Origin of the sequence: Antiquaquibacter metalliresistens (genome assembly GCF_029211225.1) — a bacterium.
Taxonomy (GTDB): Bacteria; Actinomycetota; Actinomycetes; order Actinomycetales; family Microbacteriaceae; genus Rhodoglobus; species Rhodoglobus metalliresistens.
Window position 1 is genome coordinate 16,423 of sequence record NZ_JARGEM010000005.1, and the last position, 11,972, is coordinate 28,394.

An 11,972-nucleotide genomic window follows, 5' to 3' on the forward strand; every position below is an offset into this window, starting at 1 on the left:
GACCTTCCGCACGTGGACGATCAATGGCTCGTAGTCGGGCTCGGCAACCCCGGGTCCGGCTACGCAGGCAATCGTCACAACGTGGGGCAGATGGCCCTCGCACAACTGGCCGATCGGGCATCCGCCACCTTCAAGCGGCACAAGGCGAACGCCTCGGTCGCCGAGGGGCGCAGCTACCCGGCCGGGCCGCGGCTCGTGCTCGCCAAGCCCGACAGCTTCATGAACCTCTCCGGCGGTCCTGTCGCAGCGCTCATGCGGTTCTACAAGATCGACCCATCGCACCTCATCGTGCTGCACGATGAGCTCGATATCCCGTTCGACACCGTGCGGCTCAAGCGTGGGGGCGGTCACGGCGGCCACAACGGCATCCGGGACATCATGGCGGCGATCGGCACCGGTGACTTCACGCGGGTTCGGCTCGGCATCGGGCGGCCCCCTGGTCGCCAGAGCGCCGCGGACTTCGTGCTGCGCGATTTCTCCGGCGAGGAGCGCGAGGCGCTGCCGAACATGCTCGTGGATGCCGCGGACGCCGTCGAGCTCGTCGCCTCCGAGGGCCTCGAGGCCGCCCAGCTGAAGTTCCACTCCCCGCGCTGAGCCCCCCTGGAGGCACATCCCGCTCGGCGGCGGGGGATCCTGCGCCGCGGCGGGGATACTGTGCCGTGGCGGGGATACTGTGCCGTGGCGGGAGGATTCCCGACTGTGGCGGGAGGAATCCCGACTGCGGCGGGAGGAATCCCGACTGCGGCGGGAGACAATCACGAATGGCGGTAGTCGTTGCTCCCGCCAACCGTGATTGTCTCCCGCCGGAGCCGGAGCCGGAGCCGGAGCCGGAGCCGGAGCCGGAGCCGGAGCCGGAGCCGGAGCTGGAGCCGGAGCCGTCGGCGGCGCCGCGTAGACTTCTGCGGTGCCTCTCGACGGAATTCTCCCGGCCCTGTCGCGCGCCCACACCTTCGAGACGGCACTGGCGAGCGCCGGTCGCAGCGCCGATTTCTCGCTGATCGAGGGCATGCGCGCACCGCTGACGGCGGGCCTGCTCGGCCGAGCGGGCGGACCGCGATTCCTGCTCGCGATCACCGCGACGAGCCGGGAGGCGGAGTCCTTCGCTCGCTCGCTCGGGAGCTACCTGCCCGACGCCGAGATCGTCGACTTCCCGGCGTGGGAGACCCTCCCGCACGAACGACTGAGTCCCAGCGCCGAGACGGTCGGCAAGCGCATCGCAGCGCTGCGGGCCATCGCGTCGTGGGATCGCGAGCGGCCCTTCGTGCTCGTCGCGAGCGTGCGCGCGGCGTTGCAGCCGCTCGCCGACAATCTCGCGAGCATCGAGCCGATCGAACTTACCCGCGGTGGGCGCGGCTACGATCTGGCCCACCTCACCCAGCGCCTCGTCGCCCTCGCCTACTCGCGCGTCGACATGGTCACCCGACGCGGCGAGTTCGCCGTGCGCGGCGGCATCGTCGATGTGTTCGCCCCGACCGACGAGCACCCGCTGCGGCTCGAGTTCTTCGGCGACGAGCTGGAGCAGTTGCGCGAGTTCTCCGTCGCCGACCAGCGCTCGCTCGACACCGAGATCACCACCGCCGAGCTGCCGCCGAGCCGCGAGCTGCTGCTCGACGACGCGGTGCGACAGCGTGCCCGCGAGATGCAGCACGAGTTTCCGAGCCTGTCCACGATGCTCGCGAAGATCGGCGAGGGCATTCCGGTGGAGGGTATGGAGTCCCTCGCCCCGGCGCTCGTGCACCGGCTCGTGCCGCTGACCCACTATCTGCCGACGGATGCCGCGATCGCCGTGCTCTCGCCCGAGCGGGTGGCGACGCGTGCCGTCTCACTGGCCGAGACGAACCGCGAGTTCCTCGCCGCGGCGTGGAACGCCGCGACCGCCGGAGCCGAGGCGCCGATCGATCTCGACGCCGGCGACTTCATCACGGTCGCCGGCCTGCGCGAGGCCGCCGGATCCCGTCCGTGGTGGACGTTCAGCTCCTTCGACAGCGGTGCCGCGAGCGAAACCGGCAGCGCCGAGGCCGCCGGGGCTGCCGAGAGCGACGAGTACGTGCGCGTCGAGGCCGCCGCGGTGCCGAGCTTCGCCGGTCAGGCGGAGGGCGCCGTCGCCCACGTCGCGGAGCGGCTGCGGGCGGGCTGGAGCGTCGCCGTCGTCGCGGAGGGCGCAGGCATGGTGGAACGCGCGGCCGACCTGCTGGCCGAGCACGAGGTGTCCGCTCGCGTGGTGGAGGCGTTCCCCGCCGACGCGGAGCCGGGCGTCGCGTACCTGACCACGGCATCCGTCGATCGCGGCTTCGAATCGGATGACGCGAAGCTCGCCCTGCTCACCGAGTCCGAGTTCTACGGCCGAGCCGCCGGCTACGACACCCGGCAGCCCAAGAAGCTCGCCAGCCGACGCCGCAACGTCGTCGACCCGCTGCAGCTGAAGGCCGGCGACTTCGTAGTGCACCAGACGCACGGCATCGGCAAGTTCCTCGAGCTGGTCTCCCGCGAGGTGTCGACCGGCGGCCGCAATGCGATCAAGACGCAACGGGAGTTCCTGGTGATCGAGTACGCGCCGAACAAGCGCGGTTACCCCGGCGACAAGCTCTTCGTGCCCACCGATCAGCTCGACCTGCTCACCCGCTACGTGGGCGGCGAGGCGCCGGCGCTCAACAAGATGGGCGGCTCGGACTGGGCCGCGGCCAAGGGCAAGGCGCGCAAGGCGGTGCGCGACATCGCCGTCGAGCTGGTGAAGCTCTACAGCGCGCGCATGGCGTCGAAGGGCTTCGCGTTCTCGAAGGACACCCCGTGGCAGCGCGAGCTCGAGGACGCGTTCGCGTTCGCCGAGACGCCGGACCAGCTGACCACCATCGAAGAGGTCAAGGCCGACATGGAGAGCCCGATCCCGATGGATCGCCTGCTCTCCGGCGACGTCGGATACGGCAAGACCGAGGTCGCGGTGCGCGCCGCCTTCAAGGCCGTGCAGGACGGCAAGCAGGTCGCGATGATCGTGCCGACGACGCTGCTGGTCAAGCAGCACATGGAGACCTTCGCGGAGCGGTTCGCGGGCTTTCCGGTGCACCTCAAGGCGCTGTCGCGGTTCCAGACCGACAAGGAGGCCAGCCAGACGATCGCGGGACTGGCCGACGGCACCGTCGACGTCGTGATCGGCACGCACCGGCTGTTGAGCCAGGGCATCGCCTTCAAGGACCTCGGCCTCGTGATCATCGACGAGGAGCAGCGCTTCGGCGTCGAGCACAAGGACGCGCTCAAGAAGCTCAAGACCAACGTCGACATCCTCGCGATGACGGCGACCCCGATCCCGCGCACGCTCGAGATGGCGGTCACCGGCATCCGTGAGATGTCGACGCTCGCGACGCCGCCGGAGGACCGCCACCCGATCCTCACCTTCGTCGGGCCGTACTCCGACAAGCAGGTCGCCGCCGCGATCCGTCGGGAGCTGCTGCGCGAGGGTCAGGTGTTCTACGTGCACAACCGGGTGTCCTCCATTCAGCGGGTGGCATCGCAACTCGCCGAGCTCGTGCCCGAGGCGCGGGTCGCGGTGGCCCACGGCCAGATGAGCGAGTCGATGCTCGAACAGGTCATGGTCGACTTCTGGGAGCGCAAGTTCGACGTGCTCGTCTCGACGACGATCATCGAGACCGGGCTCGACATCGCCAACGCGAACACGCTGATCATCGACCGGGCCGACAAGTACGGCCTCAGCCAGTTGCATCAGCTGCGCGGTCGGGTCGGTCGTGGGCGCGAGCGCGCCTACGCCTACTTCCTCTACGACGAGCTCAAGCCGCTCAGCGAGACCGCCCACGACCGCCTCGAGACGATCGCGGCGAACAACGACCTGGGCTCGGGCATGCAGATCGCGCTCAAGGACCTCGAGATCCGTGGCGCCGGCAACCTGCTCGGCGGTGAGCAGTCCGGGCACATTGCCGGCGTCGGTTTCGACCTCTACCTGCGCATGATCGGCGAGGCCGTCTCGACCTTCCGCGGGGATGTCGCCGAGGGCCAGACCGAGCTGCGGCTCGAGCTGCCGGTTGACGCGCACATCCCGGAGGATTACGTTGACAGCGAGCGGCTTCGCCTCGAGGCCTACCAGAAGCTGTCGACCGCAAGCGCGCCGGCCGCGGCCGACGATGCGATCGATCGCGTGCTCGAGGAGCTCACCGACCGCTACGGCGAACCGCCCGAGCAGGTGCTGAACCTCGTGGCGGTCTCCCGCCTGCGGCGGATGGCACAGCGCGCGAACCTCGGGGAGGTCGTGGTGATGGGGGACAAGCTGCGCGTGGCGCCCGCGGATCTCGCGGACTCGATCCAGGTGCGCCTGCAGCGGATGTACCCGGGGGCGCGGTATCACGCGGCAGCGGCGTCCGTGCTCGTGCCCCTGCCGCCCGAGTCATCCGATGCCCACCTGATCGGCTGGACGCACGACCTGCTCGTCGCGATCTTCGGCGCCCAGGATACGCCCGCGGTCGAATAGGCCCAAGGGCCTGTCGCCGCGCGCGAACGAATGCCAGCATGGCCAGATGACCGCTGCGCGCAGTTTCACCTGGCCCGTCCGCGACACCACCGAGATCGACGATCGCACCCTGGTCGAACTCAACGCCTGGTGGCGCACCGCCAACTACCTCTCGGTGGGGCAGATCTACCTGCTCGCCAATCCGTTGCTGCGCGAGCCGCTGACTCGCGACCACATCAAGCCCCGCCTGCTGGGTCACTGGGGCACCACGCCGGGCCTCAACCTGATCTATGCGCACCTCAACCGCGTGATCCGCGAGCGAGCGCTCAGCACGATCTACATCGCCGGCCCCGGTCACGGCGGTCCCGGCATGGTCGCTAACGCCTACCTCGATGGCACCTACACCGAGCTCTACAACTCGGTCGACCACACCGAGGAGGGGCTGCGGCGGCTGTTTCGTCAGTTCTCGTTCCCGGGCGGCATCCCGAGTCACGCCGCCCCGGAGACCCCCGGATCCATTCACGAGGGCGGGGAGCTGGGCTACTCGCTCTCGCACGCCTACGGCGCGGCCTTCGACAATCCCGACCTGCTCGTGGCCGCGGTGGTCGGCGACGGCGAGGCGGAGACCGGCCCGCTGGCGACCAGCTGGCACTCCAACAAGTTCATCGACCCGCTGCACGACGGGGTGGTGCTGCCCATCCTGCACCTCAACGGCTACAAGATCGCCAATCCCACCGTGCTCGCGCGCATCCCGGAGAACGAGCTGCTCGATCTCATGCGCGGCTACGGTCACACGCCGTACCTGGTCTCCGGCGGCTTCGATGGGGAGGACCCGATCGCGGTGCACCGCCGATTCGCCGAGACCCTGGATGCCGCACTGAACCAGATCGCGCAGATCAAGGCCGCGGCCGCCGACGGCACCCTCGAGGGCCGCCCGGCGTGGCCGATGATCATCCTGCGCACCCCGAAGGGGTGGACGTGCCCGGCCGTCATCGACGGGCATCCCGCCGAGAACAACTGGCGCTCGCACCAGGTGCCGCTCGCGAACGCCCGCGACACCGAGGAGCACACGCGCGTGCTGGAGGCGTGGCTGCGCTCCTACCGTCCGGAGGAGCTGTTCGACGAGGCCGGTGCCACGGTGCCGCTCGCGACGGCGCTCGCCCCCGCCGGCGACCTGCGGATGAGCGCCAACCCGCACGCCAACGGCGGGCTGCTGCGCAAGGACCTCACGCTGCCGGACTTCCGCGACTACGCGGTCGACGTGCCGAGCCCCGGCGGCTCGGTGAGCGAGGCGACCTCCGTGCTCGGCCAGTGGCTGCGCGACGTCATCACCGCCAACCCCGACAACTTCCGCATCTTCGGGCCGGACGAGACGGCATCCAATCGTCTGTCGGCCGTCTTCGAGGTCACCGACAAGCAGTGGGATGCCGAGCGCTGGCCGATCGACGACGACAACCATCTCGCCCGCGCCGGCCGCGTGATCGAGATGCTCAGCGAGCACCAGTGCCAGGGCTGGCTCGAGGGCTATCTGCTCACCGGGCGGCACGGTCTGCTCAACTCGTACGAGGCCTTCATCCACATCGTCGACTCGATGTTCAACCAGCACGCCAAATGGCTGAAGGTCAGCAGCGAGATCCCGTGGCGACGCCCCGTCGCCTCCCTCAACTACCTGCTGAGCTCGCACGTCTGGAGGCAGGACCACAACGGCTTCTCGCATCAGGACCCGGGCTTCATCGACCACGTCGTGAACAAGAAGGCCTCGGTGGTGCGGGTCTACCTGCCCTTCGACGCGAACACCCTGCTGTCGACCTATGACCACTGCCTGCGGTCCATGGACTACGTCAACGTCGTGATCGCGGGCAAGCAGCCCGCGCCGAACTGGCTCACCATGGACGAGGCGATCGAGCACTGCACGCGCGGTCTCGGCATCTTCGACTGGGCGGGCACGGAGGTGCTGGGGGAGGAGCCGGATGCCGTGCTCGCGTGCGCCGGGGACGTGCCGACGCTCGAGGTGCTGGCCGCGGCTTCCATCCTGCGTGAGCGGGTGCCTGGCCTGAAGCTGCGCGTGGTCAACGTCGTGGATCTGATGCGCCTGCAGAGCGAGTCCGAGCATCCGCACGGGCTCTCCGACCACGAGTACGACGCGATCTTCACCACCGACAAGCCGGTCATCTTCGCCTACCACGGCTACCCGTGGCTCATCCACCGCCTCACGTATCGTCGCACCGGTCATGGCAACTTGCACGTGCGCGGCTACAAGGAGGAGGGCACGACGACCACGCCGTTCGACATGGTGATGCTCAACGATCTCGACCGCTACAAGCTCGTCATCGACCTGCTCGACCGCGTGCCCGGCCTCGCCGAGCGCGAAGGGATGCTGCGGCAGGACATGCAGGATGCCCGCCACCGCGCCCGCACGTACACGCGCGAGTACGGCGAGGATCTGCCGGAGGTGGCGCAGTGGGCCTGGGACCGCGATGCGGCCCCGACGGGATTCGAGGACGCCGGGGACGACAATCGCTAGCGAGGTGCGCGGGCGGGTGTAGAACCGAGGTATGCCTCCAGGTCGCAATCGCCGCATCCAGCAGTCCAATCTCGGACCCAAGCAGTACGTGCGCGCGGCGAAGGAGATCGCGCAGCTGACCTGGCAGACGACGCCGGGCACGATCGTGCTGCAGATCGCGGGCGCGATCATCACCGCCGTGCTGCCGATCGTCACGACCTACTTCGCCGCCCTGACCACGACGGCGCTCGGCGAGGCGTTTGCCGGCGACCCGACGGCGGGCGGGCGGGCCATCACCTTCGTGATCGTGACCGCCGCGCTCGGTCTGCTGCTGACCGGATGGCGCAGCCTCGAGCAATACGTGCAGCGCCTGATGCGCTATGCGCTCGAGGCGAAGGTCAGCGACATCATGTACGAGCGCTTCCTGTCCCTGGAGTTCTGGCGCTACGACGACAAGGACACGATCGACATGTACGACCGTGCCCAGCGCTTCTCGCTGTTCTACTCGCAGGCGTTCTCGACGCTGTCGAGGATGCTGTCGCAGGTGATCACGCTCGTCGCCTCCGTGATCGCCCTGCTGCTGGTCGGCTGGTGGCTTGCGGTGATCCTCGTGATCGCGATCGTGCCGGGCATCTACCTGCAGTTTTCGCTCAGCCGAGCGCAGGTGCGGCACTGGAACAGCACGGTCGACCTGCGCCGCGCGAAGGGCACGATCGAGCGGCAGTTGTTCCAGCCGGAGCACATCGCCGAACTGCGGCTCTACGGCATGGTGCGGCACCTGTTGAACCTGCGCCAGAGTCTGCGGGATGCCGACGAGCGCGAGCGCATCGTGTTCGAGCGTCGCTTCATCCTCAAGCGTCTCGCGGCGGACGCGCTCGAGCTCGTCGCGCAGGTGGTCTCGCTGATCTGGGTGACGCTGCAGATCATCGCGCAGCAGCAGCCGATCGGCCAGTTCCTCTATGTGCAGCAGATCGTGCAGCGAGCGCTGACCGCGATGAACTCCTTCGTGACCGAGGTGAGTTCGCTGGACGAGCAGCTCGCGAACCTGTTCGACTACCAGGAGTTCATGTCGCTCGACGTGCGCCAGGGCGGTGAGCGGGTGCTTCCCGGTCCGCCCCAGCGCATCGAGGTGAGCCACGTCAGCTTCAGGTACCCGAGCTCCGACAACGATGTGCTGCGGGATGTCTCGCTCACCATCGAGCGCGGACAGCGCGTCGCGATCGTCGGGGAGAACGGCGCGGGCAAGTCCACGCTCATCAAGCTGATCAGCGGACTCTACGCGCCCACCGAGGGCTCGATCACGCTCGACGGCGTGCCCCTGCAGGAGTTCTCGCTCGACTCCTGGCACAAGCAGCTCGCCGTGCTGCAGCAGGACTATCTGAGCTACTCCTTCGCCACCGCCAAGGACAACGTGGCGTTCGGCCAGGTCAACCGTCCGTTCGACCAGCAGGCGTTCGACGCTGCGCTCGACAAGGCGGAGGCGCGCGAGTTCATCAGCAGGCTGCCGAAGGGCGAAGACAGCTACGTCTCGCCGTGGATGGCCCACAAGGACGGCACCAACGGGGTCGACCTCTCCGGCGGGCAATGGCAGCGCATGGCGCTGGCGCGCAACTTCTACCGGCAGGCGCCCATCATCATCCTCGACGAGCCGACCTCGGCGATCGATGCGCTCGCCGAGTCCCGCATCTTCAACCACCTGTTCGCCGACACCAGCCAGACGCTCATCATCATCAGTCATCGGCTGACCACCATCGAGCGCGCCGACGTGATCTACATGCTGAAGAACGGCCGGATCGTCGAGCGCGGCACCGCGAGCGAGCTCATCGAACGGCGCGGGGAGTTCTTCACGATGTTCGAGTCGCAGGTCTGACGCCGGGGCGCACGTGGTGCGCGCCGGAGACCGCCATCGGGATCAGCACGAGCGAGCGCAGGTCGAAGAGGATATGCAGCACGATCGGCACCAGGATGCTGCCCGTCAGCAAGTAGCTCGCCATGAACACCGCGCCGAAGATCGTCGTGCCGATCACGCCGGCCACGCCCTGGTAGGCGTGCAGGGCGCCGAACAGCAGCACGCTGCCGATCACGGCCGCCGGCGCGCTGCCGGTTGCGCCGAACAGCAGGGCGGGCACTCCCAGCCGGAAGACGAGCTCCTCGAACACTCCGGCGTTGAGCGAGAGAACTGCACCGAGACCCAGCTCCGGGCGGTTGCGGGGGAGCATGGCGCCGATGTCCCCGATCGTCGGCACCTCGCCGTCCTTGCGCGCGGCGACCACCCCTGCGACCGTCAGCGCGGTGAACGCGAGGACCACGGCCACCGCGATGACGATCGTGAGCACGGGATGCCCTCCCACCCAGTCGCGCACCGCCACGATCGGCGCCCACTGCGAGGTCTCGGCCAGCAAGGGGTCGATGAACGCGCCGGCGATCAGCACGAGCGCGACGCTGGCCGCGCCGAAGGTGAGGAAGGCGTCGCGCAGCCACTTGCGGTACATCGCCTGCCGACGCAACGTCGAGCGGTAGCGCTTGAAGCGGCGGTACTCGAGTCGGTCGCGACGGATGGCTCGCACCACGAGCAGGGCGACGAGCCCGAGCAGCGCGAGCCACAGCAGGGGGCGGGTGAGCGCCCAGTCCGGGTCGAGCATGGGTCTATGCTCACACGGCGATGCTGCGACCGCGCCGCGCCTACCCGGTGGACGACCTCACGATCACGCCACCGACACCTCGGCCAGGGGCAGGTCGAACGCTCGCGCAACCCCGGCGTTGCGCACGACTCCGGCCTGCACGTTGACTCCGCCCCGGAGTGCGGCGTCATCGTGCACCGCCTGCGCCCACCCCTTGTCGGCCAGCGCGACGAGGTAGGGGAGGGTGGCGTTCGTCAGTGCCCGTGTGGAGGTCTCGGGAACGGCGCCCGGCATGTTCGCGACGCAGTAGAACAGGGCATCGTGCACCGGAAAGGTCGGGTCGTCGTGCGTGGTCGCGTGCGAGCCTTCGAAGCAGCCGCCCTGATCGATCGCGATGTCGACGAGCACGGCGCCCGGCTTCATGGTGGCGACCATGTCATCCGTGACGAGTCTCGGCGCGGCCTCCCCGGGCACCAGCACCGAGCCGATCACCATGTCGGCATCGACGAGCTCGGCGGCGATGTCGAGGCGCGTCGAGAGGCGCGTCTGCAGGGCGGCGCCGTAGCGGTGCTCGAGCTCGCGCAGGCGGGGGAGCGACACGTCGATCACGATCACGTCGGCCCCCATGCCGATCGCATTGGCGGCGGCGTGCTCGCCGGCGACCCCGCCGCCGATGACGACGACCTTGGCGCGACGGGTTCCGGCGACCCCGCCGAGCAGGCTCCCTCGACCCCCGTTCGCGCGCATGAGCGCATGGGAGCCGACGGTGATCGACAGTCGCCCGGCGACCTCGCTCATCGGCGACAGCAGCGGCAGCGACCCGCTAGGCAGTTGCACCGTCTCGTAGGCGATCGCCGTGGTGCCCGACGCGATCAGTGCGTCGGTGAGCGACCGATCCGCCGCGAGGTGCAGATAGGTGAAGAGCGTCTGATCGGGCCGCAGACGGTGGTACTCCTCGGCGATCGGCTCCTTCACCTTCACGAGCAGGTCTGCCTCGGCCCAGACGGCATCGGCGTCGTCCACGATCGTGGCGCCTGCGGCGAGGTAGTCCTGGTCGGGGATGCGCGAACCCAGGCCAGCGCCGGCCTGCACGACGACCTCATGGCCGTGCGACACGAGCATGTCGACGCCCGCCGGCGTGACCCCTACGCGGTTCTCGTTGTTCTTGATCTCGGCGGGGATTCCCACGCGCATAGTGCCCTCCTTGGCGATTCCAGTGTGCCAAGTATGCAGATTCGTCACTACAGTTCTACCCATGCCGAAGAATCTGCGGCAGATGAGCGATCAAGGCACCTAATGTGCGATCGGATGCGAGGGAAGGCCGTTGACCATGGAGAATCTGCGGAACCCGCCGCTCGATGCCACCGACGGCGCCCTGCTGGCCCAACTGGAGCGGGATGCCCGCACCACCAACGCCGACCTCGCCGCCGTGGCCGGGATCGCGGCCTCGACCACGCACGCTCGCGTCCGTGCGCTCGAGGCCCGTGGCGTCGTGCGCGGATACCACGCCAGCGTCGATCAGGCCGCGCTCGGTCGGGGACTGCAGGCGATCATCGGGGTGACCTTGCGCCCGGGTTCGAGGCAGGAGTCCATCACCGCCTTCGCGGAGAACGTGCGACGGCTGCCTCAGGTGATTCAGGCGTTCTTCGTCGGCGGGTCCGACGACTTCCTCGTGCATGTCGCGGTGGAGGACAGCTCGGCCTTGCGCGCGATGGTGGTCGATCACATCTCGGGTCAGCCGAGTGTCGCGTCGACTCGCACGAGTGTCATCTTCGCCTACCAGCGCAGTGCGGTGGTCGCCGAGTTCGACTGACGTGAGCTAGCGGCACTCGCCCCAGAGCCCGAGTCCCGCGGCTCGCGCGTCGTCCTCGGCTGCGCGCAGGCGCTCGGCGAAGAGCACGTTGGGCTCGAGCACGACGGCCTCGGCCGCGCCGGACTCGAGCATGGCGAGGTTCACGAGGGTTGCGTCATCCCGGTACACGAACAGCAGGGAGCGACCGTACTGGTCGAGCGGCTGCACGTCCGCGAGCACCCGAACGCTCGAACCCTCCGGGAGCAGGGAGCGCAGCAGCGCCGTGGCCTCGTTGCCGTAGCATTCGGCGTGCTCGCCGACCTCGGGGGTGTCGATGCCGAGCAGCCGCACCTTGCGACCGTCGTCGAGGAACAGCGTGTCCCCGTCGTGCACGTACTCGATTGTGGCGGGCGTCGCGGCGCTCGGAATCCCATCGGTGGCCGTCGGCGGGCCCTCGGCGCTCGTGCTCGTGCCGTCGCCCGTCGTCGTCCCCGCCCACCACGCCGCGGCGGCGAGCACGACCAGCAGCAGCACGGCGAGCACGAGACCGACGCGTTTGGGCATGCGACGAGTCTGCCGTGTTCGCGCGCATCGCGGACTAGA

The 11,972-nt window shown here is 69.0% G+C and carries 8 protein-coding genes; 5 read left to right on the top strand and 3 right to left on the bottom strand.

The genetic code is table 11. From position 1 onward, the window contains the following. Window positions 1-12 precede the first annotated feature (12 nt). The 4 genes from pth (at window position 13) to PYV02_RS10080 (ending at window position 8,826) form a co-directional block, all read left to right on the top strand. The gene (pth, locus tag PYV02_RS10065) at window positions 13-594 is read left to right on the top strand and encodes an aminoacyl-tRNA hydrolase (RefSeq protein WP_275758746.1); all 582 of its coding nucleotides are present in this window, start codon (window positions 13-15) and stop codon (window positions 592-594) included. A gap of 310 nt (window positions 595-904) precedes the next feature. After that, entirely contained in the window at window positions 905-4,474 is a 3,570-nt protein-coding gene (mfd, locus tag PYV02_RS10070) for a transcription-repair coupling factor (protein ID WP_275758747.1), read from the top strand. A gap of 46 nt (window positions 4,475-4,520) precedes the next feature. Then, window positions 4,521-6,977 carry a phosphoketolase family protein gene (locus tag PYV02_RS10075; RefSeq protein WP_275758749.1) on the top strand — a complete coding sequence of 819 codons (2,457 nt, stop codon included), beginning with the start codon at window positions 4,521-4,523 and terminating at the stop codon, window positions 6,975-6,977. Window positions 6,978-7,008: 31 nt separating this feature from the next. Further along, window positions 7,009-8,826, top strand: coding sequence for an ABC transporter ATP-binding protein (locus tag PYV02_RS10080; RefSeq protein ID WP_275758752.1), 1,818 nt, complete (start codon window positions 7,009-7,011; stop codon window positions 8,824-8,826). Here the strand turns inward: PYV02_RS10080 and PYV02_RS10085 are convergent. Beyond that, a complete protein-coding gene (locus tag PYV02_RS10085) occupies window positions 8,801-9,598 on the bottom strand; it encodes a CPBP family intramembrane glutamic endopeptidase (protein ID WP_275758754.1) in 798 nt (265 codons plus the stop codon). The genes PYV02_RS10080 and PYV02_RS10085 overlap by 26 nt on opposite strands. A gap of 63 nt (window positions 9,599-9,661) precedes the next feature. Further along, window positions 9,662-10,771, bottom strand: a complete 1,110-nt coding sequence (gene ald, locus PYV02_RS10090; protein WP_275758756.1) for an alanine dehydrogenase — start codon at window positions 10,769-10,771, stop codon at window positions 9,662-9,664. A gap of 136 nt (window positions 10,772-10,907) precedes the next feature. Here ald and PYV02_RS10095 point away from each other — a divergent pair, with 136 nt between their 5' ends. Beyond that, window positions 10,908-11,390, top strand: a complete 483-nt coding sequence (locus tag PYV02_RS10095; protein ID WP_275758758.1) for an Lrp/AsnC family transcriptional regulator — start codon at window positions 10,908-10,910, stop codon at window positions 11,388-11,390. A gap of 6 nt (window positions 11,391-11,396) precedes the next feature. Here the strand turns inward: PYV02_RS10095 and PYV02_RS10100 are convergent, their stop codons facing one another. Beyond that, window positions 11,397-11,933: a thermonuclease family protein gene (locus PYV02_RS10100; RefSeq protein ID WP_275758760.1), complete on the bottom strand. Its 537-nt coding sequence runs from the start codon at window positions 11,931-11,933 to the stop codon at window positions 11,397-11,399. Window positions 11,934-11,972: the final 39 nt, after the last annotated feature.

Coding starts and splice junctions, on each gene's coding strand:
- PYV02_RS10080 (WP_275758752.1), top strand. CDS start 7,009: ATGCCTCCAGGTCGCAATCGCCGCATCCAGCAGTCCAATCTCGGACCC.
- ald (WP_275758756.1), bottom strand. CDS start 10,771: ATGCGCGTGGGAATCCCCGCCGAGATCAAGAACAACGAGAACCGCGTA.
- PYV02_RS10100 (WP_275758760.1), bottom strand. CDS start 11,933: ATGCCCAAACGCGTCGGTCTCGTGCTCGCCGTGCTGCTGCTGGTCGTG.
- PYV02_RS10075 (WP_275758749.1), top strand. CDS start 4,521: ATGACCGCTGCGCGCAGTTTCACCTGGCCCGTCCGCGACACCACCGAG.
- PYV02_RS10085 (WP_275758754.1), bottom strand. CDS start 9,598: ATGCTCGACCCGGACTGGGCGCTCACCCGCCCCCTGCTGTGGCTCGCG.
- PYV02_RS10095 (WP_275758758.1), top strand. CDS start 10,908: ATGGAGAATCTGCGGAACCCGCCGCTCGATGCCACCGACGGCGCCCTG.